This window comes from Actinopolyspora sabaoui (genome assembly GCF_051225635.1).
In the GTDB taxonomy this organism is placed as follows: Bacteria; Actinomycetota; Actinomycetes; order Mycobacteriales; family Pseudonocardiaceae; genus Actinopolyspora.
Window position 1 is genome coordinate 225,448 of sequence record NZ_JBMIHH010000003.1, and the last position, 16,402, is coordinate 241,849.

Annotated in this window: 13 protein-coding genes; 6 read left to right on the forward strand and 7 right to left on the reverse strand. The window is 68.1% G+C overall.

Features of this window, described 5'->3' with window-relative positions; genetic code table 11:
* Window positions 1-75 precede the first annotated feature (75 nt).
* Both ACOQFL_RS06135 and ACOQFL_RS06140 read left to right on the forward strand, forming a co-directional pair.
* Window positions 76-456 carry a hypothetical protein gene (locus tag ACOQFL_RS06135; RefSeq protein ID WP_435543110.1) on the forward strand — a complete coding sequence of 127 codons (381 nt, stop codon included), beginning with the start codon at window positions 76-78 and terminating at the stop codon, window positions 454-456.
* 46 nt (window positions 457-502) lie between these two features.
* Complete coding sequence (locus ACOQFL_RS06140) at window positions 503-2,896, forward strand: ATP-binding protein (protein ID WP_435543111.1); 2,394 nt, start codon at window positions 503-505, stop codon at window positions 2,894-2,896.
* Between the two features lie 41 nt (window positions 2,897-2,937).
* Here the strand turns inward: ACOQFL_RS06140 and ACOQFL_RS06145 are convergent, their stop codons facing one another.
* A complete protein-coding gene (locus ACOQFL_RS06145; RefSeq protein WP_435543112.1) occupies window positions 2,938-3,642 on the reverse strand; it encodes a FadR/GntR family transcriptional regulator in 705 nt (234 codons plus the stop codon).
* 340 nt (window positions 3,643-3,982) lie between these two features.
* On the opposite strand from ACOQFL_RS06145, the gene ACOQFL_RS06150 reads away from it, so the two are divergent.
* The 4 genes from ACOQFL_RS06150 to ACOQFL_RS06165 all read left to right on the forward strand — a co-directional run bounded on the left by ACOQFL_RS06150 (window position 3,983) and on the right by ACOQFL_RS06165 (window position 9,561).
* Window positions 3,983-6,277, forward strand: coding sequence for a HelD family protein (locus tag ACOQFL_RS06150; RefSeq protein ID WP_435543113.1), 2,295 nt, complete (start codon window positions 3,983-3,985; stop codon window positions 6,275-6,277).
* A gap of 410 nt (window positions 6,278-6,687) precedes the next feature.
* The gene (locus tag ACOQFL_RS06155) at window positions 6,688-7,644 is read left to right on the forward strand and encodes an ABC transporter substrate-binding protein (protein WP_435543114.1); all 957 of its coding nucleotides are present in this window, start codon (window positions 6,688-6,690) and stop codon (window positions 7,642-7,644) included.
* 10 nt (window positions 7,645-7,654) lie between these two features.
* The gene (locus ACOQFL_RS06160) at window positions 7,655-8,746 is read left to right on the forward strand and encodes a FecCD family ABC transporter permease (RefSeq protein WP_435543115.1); all 1,092 of its coding nucleotides are present in this window, start codon (window positions 7,655-7,657) and stop codon (window positions 8,744-8,746) included.
* Window positions 8,747-8,763: 17 nt separating this feature from the next.
* Complete coding sequence (locus ACOQFL_RS06165; protein ID WP_435543116.1) at window positions 8,764-9,561, forward strand: ABC transporter ATP-binding protein; 798 nt, start codon at window positions 8,764-8,766, stop codon at window positions 9,559-9,561.
* Window positions 9,562-9,665: 104 nt separating this feature from the next.
* On the opposite strand, the gene lgt is transcribed toward ACOQFL_RS06165, so the two are convergent.
* The 6 genes from lgt to ACOQFL_RS06195 all read right to left on the reverse strand — a co-directional run bounded on the left by lgt (window position 9,666) and on the right by ACOQFL_RS06195 (window position 16,352).
* Complete coding sequence (gene lgt / locus ACOQFL_RS06170) at window positions 9,666-10,730, reverse strand: prolipoprotein diacylglyceryl transferase (protein WP_435543117.1); 1,065 nt, start codon at window positions 10,728-10,730, stop codon at window positions 9,666-9,668.
* Window positions 10,731-10,788: 58 nt separating this feature from the next.
* The gene (gene trpA, locus ACOQFL_RS06175) at window positions 10,789-11,598 is read right to left on the reverse strand and encodes a tryptophan synthase subunit alpha (protein WP_435543118.1); all 810 of its coding nucleotides are present in this window, start codon (window positions 11,596-11,598) and stop codon (window positions 10,789-10,791) included.
* Window positions 11,595-12,878: a tryptophan synthase subunit beta gene (trpB, locus tag ACOQFL_RS06180; RefSeq protein ID WP_435543119.1), complete on the reverse strand. Its 1,284-nt coding sequence runs from the start codon at window positions 12,876-12,878 to the stop codon at window positions 11,595-11,597. The genes trpA and trpB overlap by 4 nt, the downstream gene beginning before the upstream one ends.
* 8 nt (window positions 12,879-12,886) lie before the next feature.
* Window positions 12,887-13,699: an indole-3-glycerol phosphate synthase TrpC gene (gene trpC / locus ACOQFL_RS06185; protein ID WP_435543120.1), complete on the reverse strand. Its 813-nt coding sequence runs from the start codon at window positions 13,697-13,699 to the stop codon at window positions 12,887-12,889.
* A 303-nt stretch (window positions 13,700-14,002) separates the two neighbouring features.
* On the reverse strand, window positions 14,003-14,623 hold the full coding sequence (locus ACOQFL_RS06190; protein WP_435543121.1) for a Trp biosynthesis-associated membrane protein: 621 nt from the start codon (window positions 14,621-14,623) through the stop codon (window positions 14,003-14,005).
* A 94-nt stretch (window positions 14,624-14,717) separates the two neighbouring features.
* Window positions 14,718-16,352, reverse strand: a complete 1,635-nt coding sequence (locus tag ACOQFL_RS06195; RefSeq protein ID WP_435543122.1) for an anthranilate synthase component I — start codon at window positions 16,350-16,352, stop codon at window positions 14,718-14,720.
* Window positions 16,353-16,402 lie beyond the last annotated feature (50 nt).

The window sequence follows — 16,402 nt, forward strand, 5'->3', positions numbered from 1 at the left end:
TATGCCACCGTCGAGGTCAACCAACATCCGAGAGGCCGCATGCTGGATCCTTTCAGTCCCCGTACACACCGCGCGTTGTTCACACTGAGCTGCGTGGCGAGCCTGGTGATTCTTTTCACTCCGCCTGCGGGGGTTCCCGACTCCCCGCGCGGCACCGACAAGCTAATACATCTGGCGCTGTTCGCGGTGTTGACGCTGACGGGCCGAGCGGCCCGGATCGACCATCGACTGCTGCTGCCGTGCCTGGTGTGCTATGCACCGCTCTCCGAAGCATTGCAGCGGTTACTGCCGGTGCACCGCGACGCGGACGCGCTGGACACGATCGCGGATCTGTGCGGGATCGCCGTGGGTTACGCGCTGGTCGTGCTGTACCGGCGGATCGCCCGCGGCACGAACTCCCAAAACTCACACGTTCGTGTGAGTAAACATCGCTCCAGGTCACCCCCCAACCCCTGAACAGCGAGACCGGTCCGAGGGAGTGAGCGGAGGTATTCTCGGCGGTGTGGACTCCACCGCACGGGCCCGCTCACGCGCTGCCGGCGGCAATCTCCCGGCAGAAGTAACGAGCTTCGTCGGCAGGCGTCGCGAGATCACGCTCACCAAACGACTGCTGGCCGAGTCGAGGGTTGTGACCCTGACCGGCCCCGGCGGCATCGGCAAGAGCCGGTTGGCGCTTCGGGTCGCCGCCAACATGACCCGTTCGTTCCGGGACAAGACCTGGCAGGTCGAACTGGGTGAGCTGCACGATCCGGACCTGGTGGCGGCCGCCGTGATCGAGCAGCTCAACGTCGCCGAAACGTCGACGGGCACCCAACTCGACAACCTGGTCGAACACTTCCGGGAGCGCGAAGCGCTCCTTGTACTGGACAACTGCGAACACCTGGTACAGGCCTGCGCCGAACTCGTGGACACGTTGATCCCTTCGTGCCCCGGGCTTCGTGTACTGGCCACCAGCAGGCAGTCGCTCGGCGCGGCCGGGGAAAGCACGCTGGTCGTGCCGCCGCTGCAAACCCCCGACCCGGAACAACTGCCCGCCTCGGAGGCGTACGAACAGTACGCGGCGGTACGGCTGTTCCTCGACCGGGCCCGTGCCGTCATTCCGGAGTTCGAGGTCACCTCGGACAACGCCCCGGTGCTGATGCGGTTGTGCCACCGGCTCGACGGAAATCCGCTGGCGATAGAGCTGGCCGTGGTGCGACTACGCTCCCTGGCCCCGCGGCAGCTGGAGGAGCGACTCGACGAACGCTACGAACTGCTCAGCGGGGGCCGCACCGGTGCGCCGCAGCGACAGCAAACGCTGCGGGCACTGATCGACTGGAGCTACGATCTGTGCACCGAGCCCGAACGCAGGGCATGGGCACACGTATCGGTGTTCTCGGGCAGTTTCGACCTGGAAGCCGCGGAGTACGTGATCGACGGCACCGCGGAACGATCCAGGGCGGCCTCGCTGGTGCACGCTCTGGTGGACAAGTCGATCCTGCTGCGCGAGTCGGACGACGGGCCCAGCCGCTTCGTGCTGCCGCACACGCTTCGCGAGTACGGCCTCGAAAAACTGTGGGCAGCCGGTGACCGGTCCGAGGCCGAGGCGCGGCACCGCCAGTGGTACGTCAGCACGGTATGGCGCTTCGCCACGGAATGGTTGGGGGCCGAGCAGGTCGAGTGGGTACGACGGCTGCGCCTGGAGCAGGCGAACCTGCGAGCGGCGCTGCGTTCGATGACCGAACACGGCGGGGAGAGTTCCGAGGAGCAGAGCGCGGACGAACGAACCTCCGTACCCCACGGGCCAGCCGTCGCACTACGACTGGCCACCACGCTGGGACGTTACTGGCAACTGCGGGGGGCGCACTCCGAGGCCCGCTACTGGCTGGATCGCACACTGGCACTGACCGGGACGCGGCAGGCGCCCCGCGAACGGGCCGCCGCGTTGGCCTCCAGCGCCTGGTTCACCCTGCTGCACGGCGACGTGTCCGGAGCACGCCGCTCACTGGACACCGCGGCCGCCACGCTCGAGGGGCACGACGCACCGCTGGAACGTGCCCACCTGACGCGAACCTACGGGATGGTCGCCCTGTTCGACGGGGATCCGGACTCGGCGATCAGGCTGCTCGAAACCGCGCTGGAAGCCTTCCGGCGCGGGGCCGAGAAGGAGGGGGAACTGTTCACACTGATCGGACTGGGGGTGGCGCGCGCGGTCAACGGCCACGAGCGGGACGGGGTGGAACTGCTCGACGACGCGTTGGCGATCACCACCGGACGCGGTGAGGTGTACTGGCGTTCCTGGACGCTGTGGGCGATCGGCTATCTCAAGACGATCACCGGCAAACCCGACAGGGCAGAACCGGCGTTGAAGGAAGCGCTGAACCTGCAGCGACGACTGGACAATCGGCTCGCGATCGCGTTCAGCCTGGACACGCTGGCCTGGGTCGCGCACCTACGGGGCAACGACAAACGCGCGGCCAGGTTGTTCGGCGCGGCGGGAGGAGCCTGGGAATCCGCTCACTCCACCCCGAACCTCTACGCCGATTTCGCCGAGCAGCACCGTGCCCAGCTGGTCGCCACCAGGGAGGCACTGGGCGACGAGACCTACAGCGAATCCTTCGACAGGGGGTACCACTGGCAGCACGACACGGCGCTCGACTTCGCACTGGAGGTCAAACAGCGCTCCCGGGAAACACAGCGGGAGAACGTACACCCGATGCCGCTGACCAGCCGGGAACGGGAGATCGCCCGGCTGGTGGCCCAGGGGCGCACCAACAAGGAGATCGCCGAACAACTGGTCATCGCACTGCGCACCGTGGAAGGGCACGTGCAGCACATCCTGACCAAGCTGGATTTCACCTCCCGGGCCCAGATCGCGGGATGGGTCGCCGGAATGCGTTCCGAACAGGGGGAGTAGAGGGAGCTTCGCGACCCTGTGCTCGATCGACCAGCGCTCACTCACTTCCCTTCGGTGGATTCCAGGAACCTGAGCGTGCCGTGCAGCGCCTCGGCGACCAGTTCCCGCATGGCCGTTTCCGCCCGGCCGTACCGTCCCTCCTCGATGCACCGTGCGATCTCGCCGTGCAGACCGACGGCCAGCGGTTCGGGATGCGCGGGCATCAGCCCCTGCTCGGTGCGCCATCGCAGCACTTCCCGTACGACTTCGTGCAGCTGCGCGAACATCTCGTTGCCGGAAGCCCGTAGCACCAGTGAGTGAAAGGCGACATCGGCCTCCAGGAAACCTTCCAGGTCCCCCGCCTCGGCCAGTTCGTTCATCCGCTCAACCGTGCGAATCAGTTCGGTCACGTCCTCGGCGTGAGCGCGTTGGGCGGCCGCACCGGCAGCCACCGGCTCCACAGCCGTACGCAGTTCGACGAGCGTCTTGACCTGGTTGGCGCGGTCGGTTTCCAACAACCAGCGGATCAGCGTGGGGTCGAAGGTGTTCCACTCCTCGCGGGGCCGAACCACGATGCCCACACGCTGCCGCCCCACCACGAGACGGATCGAAGCCAATGTACGCACCACTTCGCGCACCACGGTGCGCGAGATTCCGAAACGCTGTTCGAGATCCTCGCCACGCAACACGCTGCCCGGAGGATGAACGCCCGCACTGATCTCCCTCCCCAGTATCTCGACGATCTCCCCGTGCAGTCCTCCGCTCATGCCGGCTCCGTTCACAGCCACGCGTGCCCCGCCCACCACTTTCGGCGCCTCCCACTCGGGGTTCGCCGGAAAACGACAGTGCCGGACACGGGTATGGCACGTCCACATTCCAGGCGACGAGAATATCCGCCCGTCTCCTCCTGCACCGGAACGGAGGTGACGGGAACGGCGCCGACGGTGGGCACACTCCACGATCAACTGCACCCGATGGTCGTGTCGTTTCCGGGGTACACTCGTTCGTCGGGCCTGTTGGCGAGGCGCGGTGTCGCGAAGCACACCGCAGCGCCCGGGAGCCCACGCCCGTCCTGTTCCAACGCGCATGACCGCACGAGGTGGAGTCGTGTCCGAAACCCGAGCCGATCGGGAACTTGACCACGCCGACAGCGTCGCCGCCGAGCAGCGGTACGTCTCGATGCTCTACGACAAGCTCGACGAACTGCGGCGGTACAACAGCAAACGTCTCGCCGAGACGCTGCGGGAGACCGGTGGCACTCCGCAGGCACGTACCGAGCGTGACATTTCCACCAAGATGCACATCGACAAGCTCTCGCAGCTCAGTGCGGTGGAGAACGGGCTGTGCTTCGGCAGACTCGACCTGGACAGCGAAGAGCGGTTCCACATCGGCAGGCTCGGCCTGTTCGACGAGGAGAACGAGTACGCGCCGTTGCTGATCGACTGGCGCGCTCCGGCCGCACGGCCGTTCTACCTGGCCACTGCGGCCTCCCGTGACGGGGTGATAAAGCGGAGGCACATCCGCACCACCAGGCGCACGGTCACGGATCTGGAGGACGAGGTTCTCGATCTGGATTCCGCCGAACAGGGCAGCCACCTGGGGCTGGCGGGCGAGGCGACGCTGCTGGCGGCGCTGGACGAACGCCGTACCGGCCAGATGGGCGACATCGTCGCGACCATCCAGGCCGAGCAGGACAACATCATCCGCAGCGGCATGAACGGCGTTCTGGTGGTGCAGGGCGGCCCCGGCACCGGCAAGACGGCGGTGGCACTGCATCGAGCCGCGTATCTGCTCTACACCTACCGGCAGCAGCTGACCAAGCGCGGGGTGCTGGTGGTGGGCCCCAACAAGACCTTCCTGCGCTACATCGGCCAGGTGCTGCCCTCCCTCGGCGAGACCGGTGTGCTGCTGTCCACCGTCGGAGAGCTGTATCCGGGTGTGGTGGCCACAGCGACGGAGACGGCCACCGCCGCCGAGCTCAAGGGGCGTACGGAAATGGTCTCGGTGCTCAACAACGCCGTGCGGGACCGCCAGCAGGTACCGCGCAAGTACATCGAGGTGACTTTCGACCGCGAGCCGCTCCACATCGACAAAACCACCTGCAGCCAGGCACGCACCAAGGCCCGGCGAGCGCGCAAACCGCACAACGAGGCCAGGAAGATCTTCCGGCGCGAGATGTTCTCGGCACTGGCGCTACAGGTGGCCGACCGGTTGGGGCGGGATCTGCTCGACCAGCGCGACATCGACGACATCGCGGCGGAGCTACGGGCGGACAGTCAGGTGTGCGAGGTGCTCGAACAGTTGTGGCCGGAGATCGAACCCACCACCCTGCTGGACGAGCTGTTGAGCTCGCCGGAACGCATGAAGAAGGCAGCACGCAGGTACTTCGACGAGTCACAACGCCGGGCGATGCTGCGGGAACCGGGCTCGGAGTGGACACCCGCCGACGCTCCACTGCTCGACGAGCTGGCGGAGCTGCTGGGGGAGGACGACTCGGAGCAGCAGCAGGCACAGCTGCGGCAGGAGCGGGAGGAACTCGCCTACGCCGAGGGCGTGCTGCACATCATGGAGCAGGATGAGGAGATCATGGATCCCGAACGGCTACGGGTCTCCGACGTACTCGACGCCGACCTGCTCGCGGAGCGCAATCGCACCAACAGCGAGCTCACAGCGGCGGAACGAGCGGCCGGGGACCGCACCTGGACCTTCGGGCACGTGATCGTCGACGAGGCGCAGGAACTGTCGGCGATGGCGTGGCGAGTGATCATGCGACGCTGCCCGAGCCGCTCGATGACCGTGGTGGGTGACATCGCCCAGACCGGTTCAGCGGCGGGCGCCTCGTCCTGGCACGACGTGCTCGGACCGTACGTGGCGCGTCGGTGGCGCCTGGAGGAGCTCACCGTCAACTACCGGACGCCGAGCGAGATCATGTCGATGGCGACCCCGTTGCTCGCCGAGATGGACGTGGATCTGTCCGTGCCGACCTCGGTGCGCAGCACGGGCATCGAGCCGTCCCTGGTGCGGACTCCGAAGGAAGAAGGTGCCGCGCGGACCGCGCGACTGGCCGCCGAGGAACTCGAAGCCGTCGACGGCGGCCACGTAGCGGTACTCTGCCCGCCCGAGCGTCGGGAGGAGTTCGGGGACGAGGTCGCCGCACTGATCCCCCGGGCCGCGGTGGGGCCGCGGCCGGAGGGTCTGGAAGCGCCGGTGATGGTCCTCAGCGTCGATCAGGCCAAGGGACTGGAGTTCGACAGCGTGATCGTGGCTGACCCCGCGGGCATCCTCGAGCAGTCTCCCCGGGGGATCAGTGACATCTACGTGGCGCTCACCCGAACCACGACCAGGCTCAGTGTCGTACATCACGGCGACCTACCCACCCCGTTGGACCCCCCCGAAAGCTGAACCGCCGCTCGTGGTTCCGGTTTCGGCGAGTCGATGAAATCGATCCACGGTCGATCGGAGCGCTCGAAGAGTGGCGGGCCGCTACGGCATTTCGGCGGTTCGCACAACGGACTCGGGTGATCCCCGGGACGGCACGCAACGGACGATACTGCCCCCGCCAGGAGCGAAATGGTATCTTTCCTGTTCAGGAAGCCACGCCCGAACACAAGGGCGCGGCTTTCGTGATGTCGTACGAGCGTAATCCGCTGTGAGTGCACTACGTCCACGGCGACCGTGCGCCTCCGAACGGGACGCGTAGGGCCCTGCGGGAGTATCTCGACACGACATCGACGACAGCCGTTCCCGGTGCAGAAACGCGGCGTCGCCCACCCGGCGGGCGCCACGGGGCACCGACCGAAACCGAGGACATCATGAGTCGGACAACCGGATTCCGCCGCGGGATGCCCCTGCTGCTCGCCCTGGTGGCTCTTCTGACGGGGATCGCCTCGTGTGCGCAGCGCCCGGCCTCCGAAGAACCGGTCCAGCAGGGCAACGATCCGGCTTCGGCGTTTCCGGTACGCGTAAAGCTTTCGGGGCAGGAGCCGGTGACGCTGCCCGAGCAGCCGAAGCGCATCGTCTCGTTGAGCCCCACCGCTACCGAGGTGCTCTACGCGATCGGAGCGGGCAACCGAGTGGTGGCCGTGGACAAGTACTCCACCTACCCCGAACGGGCGCCGCGCAAGGAGATCTCCGCGCTGAACGTCGGAGCAGGCACCGTCTCGGACTACCGCCCCGATCTCGTGATCGCACAGGCGGGCAGTGCCGGTGAACTGGCCAAGGGGCTACGTGAGCTCGACATCCCGGTACTGCTGACTCCCTCGGCGAAGGATCTCTCGGCCGCCTACCGACAGATGAAGGCGCTCGGACGCGCCACCGGGCACGACGAGGAGGCCGCCGACGCGGTACGGCGGGTTCGTTCCGAGATCGACAAACTGGTGCGAGAGGCCCCCGAACTCGAACAGCCGCTGACCTACTATCACGAGGTCGGCCCCGATTACTTCACGGCGACCTCGAAGAGTTTCGTGGGCAGCGTCTACGAGAAGTTCGGGCTGGACAACATCGCCGACTCCGCCGGGGGCAAGTTCCCCCAGCTGTCCGAGGAGAGGATTCTGCGGGCGGATCCGGACATGATCTTTCTCGCCGACACCGGGACGGCCGGCGTGACCGAGGAAGCTGTGGCCGAGCGGCCCGGCTGGCAGACGATGACGGCGGTGAAGCAGGGACACGTCTACGAGTTGAACGAGGACGTGGCCAGCAGGTGGGGACCGCGCGTGGTGGAACTCGCCCGCTCGATCAGTGAAGCGATCGACAGCACCAGGCAGGGCTGACTCTCCTCCGATGCGCGATTCGCGAACCCTGCCCGCAGGCACGATCGGAGCTTCCGCGAGCTCTTCGCAGCGGCCCGGACGACCGCGTGGCAGCACGCTGCGGCCGAGTCACCTGCTGCTCGGTCTCGCGGCGCTCGCCGTGCTGGTGCTGGTCTCGATACTGACCGGAGCCGCGGAGCTGGGATGGCAACGGGTACTCGCCGAACTCGGCGCCCAACTTACCGGTGGTGTCTCGCCGCTGTCCGAGCGTGAGGCGGCGATACTGTGGCAGTTGCGCGTGCCTCGAGTGGTGCTGGCCGTACTCGTCGGAGCCGCCCTGGCCGTCTCCGGAGCGGCCTTCCAGGGCGTGTTCCGCAATCCGCTGGCCGATCCCTATTTGCTGGGAGCGGCCAGCGGAGCGGGGCTGAGCGTGACCATCGTGGTGACGGCGGTCCCGCAGGTAACCCTCGGCAGTACCGGTCTGGCGCAGGTGGCCGCGTTCCTCGGGGCGCTGGGCGGGGTCGGGTTGACCTGGTTGATCGGACGTTCGGCCGGCCCGGACACGGCCACGCTGGTACTGGCGGGCGTGGCGGTGAGTGCGTTTCTCACCGCCGCGCAGACCTTCGTGCAACAGCTGCGCGTGGAATCGCTGCAACGGGTCTACATGTGGCTGCTGGGCAGGTTGAGCACCAGCGGATGGCACGAGGTGCTGACGGTACTGCCCGGGTTGTGCCTGGCCACGGTGGTGCTGTGCGCCTGCGGGCGGTTACTGGACCTGCTGGGCACAGGCGACGAGGAAGCAGCTGCGTTGGGAGTGCGACCGGGCAGAGTACGCGCCCTGATCCTGGTGGCCGCTTCGTTGGCCACCGCCTCAGCGGTGTCGGTGGCCGGGCTGATCGGTTTCGTGGGGTTGGTCGTTCCGCATCTGGTACGGCTGGCCCTCGGTGGCAGTTACCGGGTGATCGTACCGGTGTCCCTGCTGTTCGGCGGGGCCTTCCTAGTCGGGGCGGACATGCTGGCGCGGACGGTCATGGCCCCCGCCGAACTGCCGATCGGGGTGATCACCGCGTTCACCGGCGCGCCCTTCTTCGCGCTGTTGCTGCACACCAGCCGACGACGATGACCCGAGCCAGGAGAGCGATGAGCGTCGTGGAACTCGACGGGCTGAGCGCGGGATACCGCGGTAGCCCCGTACTGTCGGACATCTCGGCAGCGATCGGTGAGGGCGGTTGGCTCGGTGTGATCGGACCGAACGGTTCCGGCAAGTCCACGCTGCTCAAGGCGATGCTCGGACTGGTGCACCACGGCGGAACCGTGGCGGTGGACGGTCGCCGCGTCAGCGGGCTCCGACAGCGCGAGCGGGCGAAACTACTCGGATACGCCCCGCAGCTGCCGCAGCTACCGGTCGGCATGACCGTCACCGACTACGTGCTCCTGGGGCGTACGCCCTACACCGGCCTGCTGGGACGGGAGAGCACCAGGGATCTCGACATAGTCGTGGAGGTGCTGGAACGGCTCGACCTGCTCGATCTCGCGGAGCGAACGCTGGCCGAGCTCTCCGGTGGCGAGCGCCAGCGCGCGGTCCTGGCACGCGCCCTGGCACAACGCACCGGGGTGCTGCTGCTCGACGAACCCACCACCGGGCTGGACGTGGGACACGCACAGGCGTTGCTGGACCTGGTGGACGAACTGCGCCACGAGCGCGGCACCACCGTGGTGACCACCCTGCACGACCTGACCATGGCGGGGCAGTACGCCGAACGACTGCTGCTGCTCGACCACGGCAGGGTGAGCGCCGAGGGCGCTCCGGGGGAAGTGTTGACCACCGAGGTACTGCGACGGCACTACGCGGCGCGGGTCTCGATTCTGCCGTCACCGGACGGCTCACCGACCGTAACGCCCGTGCGGGATTCGAGACACCGCCCTCGGGAAGAGTGACTGTCCGATGGAGAGGTGACGGGATGATGACGGGGGCGCCCCCGTCGGGCCACACGCGTCACCCCTCGGCCCCGGTTCCGGCACGGCGGCCGCGCGAGTCACCGCTAACGTCGCCCTTCGTCGCCGCTTCCGGGATCACCCGGCCGCCGCGCGTTCTCGGAGGTTTCGGAATCCCCTCCGGAACCGGGCTGCCGCTCCTCGGGGCTTTTCCGGGAGTCGTCCGGCGATGTCGTCACGTCGGCGGGCGTGTCGGGAGGGGTCACGCCGTAGTCCGGGTCTCCGGGTAACGGCTTGCCCAGCAACCGTTCGGGTTCCTCCCTGGAACGCCGGACCAGCAGCAGGTAGACGACCGCCCCGAGGAAGACCAGCGCCGATACATAGACGTTGACCCGGATGCCGAGATCGAACGGTGTGGAAGCCGGATCGGTGCGCATCATCTCGATCCAGAACCGGCCCGCCGTGTACCCGGCCACGTACAGCGCGAACACCCTGCCGTGCCCCAGCCGGAACCTGCGGTCGGCCCAGACGAGCAGCAGCGCGACCAACAGGTTCCACACCAGCTCGTAGAGGAAGGTCGGGTGCACCACTTCGACGGGAACGTCGCTGACCGCCACACCGGTCACCGGATTCGGCTCGCGTTGGTATATCTCCAGCCCCCACGGCAGGTCGGTCGGTCCGCCGTAGAGCTCTTGGTTGAAGTAGTTGCCCAGCCTGCCGATCGCCTGCGCGACCACCAGGCCCGGGGCGACGGCGTCGGCGAAGGCGGGCAGGGGCACGCCTCGCCTCCTGCAACCGATCCAGGCCCCGACCGCGCCCAGCGCCACGGCTCCCCAGATGCCGAGACCGCCCTGCCAGATCTTGAAGACGTCCCACCACGGATTGGGACTGTCCGGGCCGAAGTAGCGCCAGTAATCGGTGATCACGTGGTAGAGCCTGCCGCCGACCAGGCCGAACGGGACGGCGAAGACCGCGATGTCGGTGACAGCGCCCTTCCGCCCGCCTCGGGCGACCCATCGCCGCTCCGCCCAGAGGATCGCGAGGACGATCCCCGCGATGATGCACAGGGCGTAAGCACGAATGGGAATCGGCCCGACGTACCACACGCCCTGGGGTGGGCTGGGTATGTTGGCCAGATAGGTGGTCGCCGAGGCGGATAGCGCGCCAGTCACGCGACCACCGTAACGGGCGGCGGGACGAGGACCGCCACTGGCTCCTCGATCGCTTCCCTCACGGAACCGGGGCGGAATCCTTCCGCACACCACGTCCGAGTTCGGCCGCGAACTCCGCGACCCCGGCCGCGCCGGCCTGCCTGGCACGGTCGAGGAAGGCGGAGCCGACGATCACACCGTCGGCGAACTCCGCCACCTCGGCGGCGTGCTCGGCGGTGCGCACCCCCAGCCCCACGCCGACCGGCAGCTCGGTGTGCGCGCGGGTGCGCCGCACGAGCTCCCGGGCGGAACCGGAGACCGAGTCACGCGCACCCGTGACCCCCATTACGGAGGCGGCGTACAGGAAACCCGAACCGGCTCCGGCGGTCATCGCCAGCCTGCGTTCGGTGGAGGAGGGCGCGACCAGGAAGATCCGGTCGAGCCGGTGCTGCCGCGCCGCGGCCAACCACTCATCGGCCTCGTCGGGCACCAGGTCCGGAGTGATCACACCGAGTCCGCCCGCGGCCGCGAGGTCCCGTGCGAAGGCGTCGGGTCCGTAGCGGTGTACCGGATTCCAGTAGGTCATCACCACCGGAGCGGCTCCCGTCTCGGCGACCGCGGAGACGATGTCGAACAACTGGCGTACCCGGAACCCGTTGCGCAGGGCTTCACCACTGGCTGCCTGGATGGTGGGGCCGTCCATGACGGGATCCGAATAGGGAATACCGATTTCGACGACGTCACAGCCGGGGGTGTCACCGGCACCGCGCACCATGGCGCGGAACAATTCGACGCTGTCCGGGACGGTGGGAAACCCCGCGGGCAGATAACCGATCAGGGCCGCGCTTCGCTGTGCCGCGCGCTCGCGGAATACCTCGTGCAGACTCACCGCTGATCCTCTCCCGTGATCCCGGCCTCGGGCACGAGACCGAAGTACTGCGCGGCAGTGTCCATGTCCTTGTCACCCCGCCCGGAAAGGTTGACCACGAGCACGGCCTCCGGGCCGAGTTCCTCGCCCAGCCGGAGGGCCCCGGCCAACGCGTGCGCCGACTCGATGGCCGGGATGATGCCCTCGGTGCGGGACAGCAGCCGGAACGCGTGCATCGCCTCGTCATCGGTGACAGCGCGGTACTCCGCACGCCCGGTGTCGGCCAGCCAGGCGTGCTCGGGCCCCACTCCGGGATAGTCCAGCCCCGCGGATATCGAGTACGCCTCGGCGATCTGGCCGTCCTCGTCCTGCAACAGATAGGACCTGGCACCGTGCAGCGTGCCGGGCGTTCCGCTGGTGAGCGCGGCACCGTGTTCACCACTGTCGAGGCCGTGCCCCCCGGCCTCCATACCCACCAGGCGCACGCCGGGGTCGTCGATGAAGCCGTGGAAGATCCCGATCGCGTTGGATCCCCCGCCCACGCAGGCGACCACCGCGTCGGGCAGCCTGCCGGTGTGGCGCAGTACCTGCTCCCTGCTCTCATCGCCGATGATCCGGTGCAGGTTGCGCACCAGGAGAGGGAACGGGTGGGCGCCGGCAGCGGTGCCGAGCAGGTAGTGCGTGTCCGCGACGTTGGTCACCCAGTCGCGGAGCGCTTCGTTGATCGCGTCCTTGAGGGTGGCCGAACCGGTGTCGACGGGACGCACCTCGGCTCCGAGCAGGCGCATCCGAGCCACGTTGAGGGCCTGCCGCTCGGTGTCGGTGGCCCCCATGTACACGACACAGTCCAGGTCGAGCAGCGCGCAGGCCGTGGCGGTGGCGACGCCGTGCTGGCCCGCGCCCGTCTCGGCGATCACGCGGCGTTTGCCCATCCGCTTGACCAGCAGGGCCTGGCCCAGCACGTTGTTGATCTTGTGGGATCCGGTGTGGTTGAGGTCCTCCCGCTTGAGGAACACCCGAGCACCGCCCGCGTGGGCCCCGAAGCGTTCGACCTCGGTCAACGGGGAGGGCCTGCCCGCGTAGTCACGCAACAGTCGCTCGAGCTCGGCGACGAACTCCGGATCGTTACGAGCCTTCTCGTACTCCTCGGCCAGCTCGTCCTGTGCCGCTATCAGGGCCTCGGGCATGAAGCGACCCCCGTAGGAACCGAAGTGCCCACCTGGATCGGGGTCGTGCCCGTGTGGGTTCGCCTCCCCCGGAGTCGCGACTTGCCGTGCGGCATCGGAGTCTCGTGCTGTCATCCGGCTTCCTATCCGCGGCTGGGACGCGGGCAGGCGGGATGCGACCCCGCCGTGACCAACTGTGTCAACGCCGCACGTGGATTGTCACTGCTGACCAGCCCCTCGCCCACCAGCACCGCGTCGGCGCCGGAACCGGCGTAGGCCATCAGATCGCTGGGCCCCCGCACACCGGATTCCGCGATCTTGATGACCCCGGCGGGCAGCCCCGGAGCGATGCGACCGAATACGTCGCGGTCGACCTCCAGAGTGTGCAGGTCACGCGCGTTGATTCCGATGATCTTGCCGCCGGCCGCGAGCGCGCGATCCGCCTCCTCCGCGGTGTGCACCTCGACCAGGGCCATCATGCCGAGCGATTCCACACGGTCCAGCAGCGCTTCGAGAGCATTCTGCTCCAGGGCCGCGACGATGAGCAACACCATGTCGGCACCGTGCGCACGGGCCTCGTGCACCTGGTAGGGACTGACGATGAAGTCCTTCCGAAGCAGCGGTGCGTTCACCCGGGCGCGTACCGCGTCCAGGTCCCGCAGCGAGCCCCCGAAGCGACGCTCCTCGGTGAGCACACTGATGATGCGTGCACCCGACTCGTAGTATCCGGCGGCGAGATCGGCGGGCTCGGCGATGTCGGCCAGCTCCCCCTTGGAGGGGCTGCGCCGCTTCACCTCCGCGATCACGCCGACGCCGGGTTCGTGCAGTGCCGCCCATACGTCCTTGGGTGGTTGCGCGGCCGCCGAAAGCTGTTTGACCTCCTCGAACGGGACCTCCGCCTCACGGGCGGCCAGGTCCTGTCGAACATCGTCGATGATCGTGTCCAAAACACTCACGAGGCCACCTCGCACAGGGCCGGCCGGACACTTACTCGCAGGTGGCAATACGCGCGGATCGTCCTATCGCGCTCGATCACGACACTCCCCTTCCCCGCCGTGCCGGTCGCGGTACCGATGCTAAACCCGTTCAGTGTGAACCCCGCCGCAGGGGGCGGAACAATGTCCCAGCGCATCAAGGACCTTGGTCCCTGGTCGACGCGCACTCGCGTTACCAGGAAGGCCCTGCGCCGGGAAAAACACAGTTCTGTCGCGGCCCCGGAACGCTCCCTCCCCGAGCCGTGACCGGCCCTCGGCCGGGAATCAATCGTTCTCGTCTCCGTCACCCGCTTCGGTGGGGTCGCGCCCTTCGTCCAGATCCTCCCAGAGACGCCGGTCCGGATCACGGGTTTCCCGTGCTTCGGCGGGTGCGGAGTACTTGGACCCCATTGCCGGCATTCGCCGGGCGGCGAACATCACCGCCAGGCCGCACAGCAGGAGCACCAGCGCCGCACCCCCCATCAGCGTGGGACCGTAGGGCAGCACCCCCCGCACTTCCAGCGGCTCGCTGCCCGGCGCGGCGCCGGGGACCTCGGAGACACCCAATGGGCCTGCCAACCAGTCGAACAGGCGCCACCCCAGCAGAACCGCCTCGAGGACGACGATCAGGCCGATCAACCGACGCAGCAGACCACCGCTCGCCAGCACGGCGGCGATCGCCGCCAAGGTGGCCAGCGCGAGCGGGGTGAGCTCGGGGCGGATCGCCTCACCGGTCACTCGCGCCACGTCCGCCCCGGAGAACGGTGTCCGGTAACGCTGCCGGAGCCACACCAGTGAACCGGCCGCCCACAGCCCGACGGCGACGGCAAGCATGCCGAGGACGCACGAGACCAGCAACCGGCGGCCCACCAAGCTCCGCCCGGTTGACTCCTGTCGGTTGGTCAAGCCGGTTTCACACTCCCGTCTCGGGCTCCGGGGTTCGGTGTCTCGGGAAGCCGGACCTCCGGCGGATCCGGCGCCCGGGGTGGGGTAAAAGGCCTCACTTCGAAAGCGGCCCTCCCGCGCCCGGGAACGCGGTATCGACTCGGAGCTCGTCGACGTGGCCGTCGGACGTGCCCTCACCGATCCGGGCACTCGGGTCCTCCGCCGGGAGGCGGAGTGTCCCCGCGGTGGCTACGGCGTTGAGTACCGCCCTGGCCTTGTTCAGGCACTCCTGGTCCTCTGCCGCCGGGTCCGAGTCGGCGACGATACCGCCGCCCGCCTGAACGTACGCGGTACCGTGCCGCAGCAGCGCGGTACGGATGGCGATGGCCGTGTCGGCATTGCCCGCGAAGTCGAAGTAGCCGACCACTCCGCCGTACTGCGCACGCCGTGTCGGCTCCAGCTCCTCGATTATCCGCATGGCACGAGGCTTGGGCGCCCCGGACAGCGTGCCCGCGGGGAAACAGGCGGTCACCGCGTCGAGCGCGTTGTGGTCCTCCGCGAGCTCACCGGTGACCGAGGAGACGATGTGCATGACGTGGCTGTAGCGCTCCACTCGGAAGAACTCCACGGGGTGCACCGATCCGGGACGGCACACCCTTCCCAGGTCGTTGCGGGCCAGATCGACGAGCATGAGGTGCTCGGCACGCTCCTTCTCGTCGTTGATGAGTTCCTTTTCGAGGGCGACGTCCTCGTCCTCGTCGGCGCCCCGCCACCTGGTCCCGGCGATGGGATAGGTGGTGGCGTTGCCGTCCCGTACCTTGACCAACGACTCGGGACTGGATCCCACGATGTCGAACGGCTGGTCGTCGGCGGGATCAGGCAGCCGCAGCAGGTACATGTAGGGGCTCGGATTGGTCGTGCGCAGTATCCGGTAGATGTCCAGCGCCTGCGCGTCGGTGCGCATCTCGAAACGCTGCGAGACGACCACCTGGAAGGCCTCGCCCTCGTGGATCGCCTCCTTGGCGCGTCGCACCGCCTCCCGGTGTCGCTCGGACTCGCGGTACCGGGTGAACTCCGGCTCCGGCCGGGAAAAGGTCGCCACGGTGGAGGGCGCGGGAACGTGCAACCGTCGCGTCATCTCGTCGAGCCTGGCTACGGCCTCGTCGTAGGCCGCGTCCACCCGCTCGGGGCTGTCGTCCCAGTTGACCGCGTTGGCGATCAACGTGACGGTCCCCTCGTGATGATCCAGCGCGGCGAGATCGGTGGCGAAGAGCATCACCATCTCCGGGATACCGAGATCGTCCTCAGTATCCTCCGGCAGGAGTTCGAACCGGCGCACGGTGTCGTAGCCGAGGTAGCCGACCATTCCGCCGGTCAGCGGCGGCAGGCCGGGCAGCGGATCGGTGTGCAACAGCCGCAGGGTCTCGCGCAGCGTCGTCATCGGATCCCCGTCGATGGGCAAGCCCGCCGGCGGTGTCCCCAGCCACTGCGATTCACCATCACGCACCGTGAGAGCAGCGGCACTGTGCACTCCCACGAAGGACCAGCGCGACCAGGAACGCCCGTTCTCGGCGGATTCGAACAGGAACGTTCCGGACTCGTTGCGCGCCAATTTGCGATACAGCCCGAGCGGCGTCTCGTCATCCGCGAGCAGTCGCCGCACGACCGGGATTACCCGGCGCCCCACGGCGAGCTCACGGAATTCGGCTCGCGATGGGCTGCTAGTGCCGATGTCACCGTCGCCGACCATGGGGTCATTGTCGCAGGCCGCCCACGGCGGCTTACCGCGACTGACCGGAA

Bases quoted from the DNA above. Each gene is read 5' to 3' on its own strand.
- ACOQFL_RS06145 (WP_435543112.1), bottom strand. From the start codon at position 3,642: ATGAGCGGAGGACTGCACGGGGAGATCGTCGAGATACTGGGGAGGGAG.
- ACOQFL_RS06155 (WP_435543114.1), top strand. From the start codon at position 6,688: ATGAGTCGGACAACCGGATTCCGCCGCGGGATGCCCCTGCTGCTCGCC.
- ACOQFL_RS06160 (WP_435543115.1), top strand. From the start codon at position 7,655: ATGCGCGATTCGCGAACCCTGCCCGCAGGCACGATCGGAGCTTCCGCG.
- ACOQFL_RS06165 (WP_435543116.1), top strand. From the start codon at position 8,764: ATGAGCGTCGTGGAACTCGACGGGCTGAGCGCGGGATACCGCGGTAGC.
- trpB (WP_435543119.1), bottom strand. From the start codon at position 12,878: ATGACAGCACGAGACTCCGATGCCGCACGGCAAGTCGCGACTCCGGGG.
- ACOQFL_RS06195 (WP_435543122.1), bottom strand. From the start codon at position 16,352: ATGGTCGGCGACGGTGACATCGGCACTAGCAGCCCATCGCGAGCCGAA.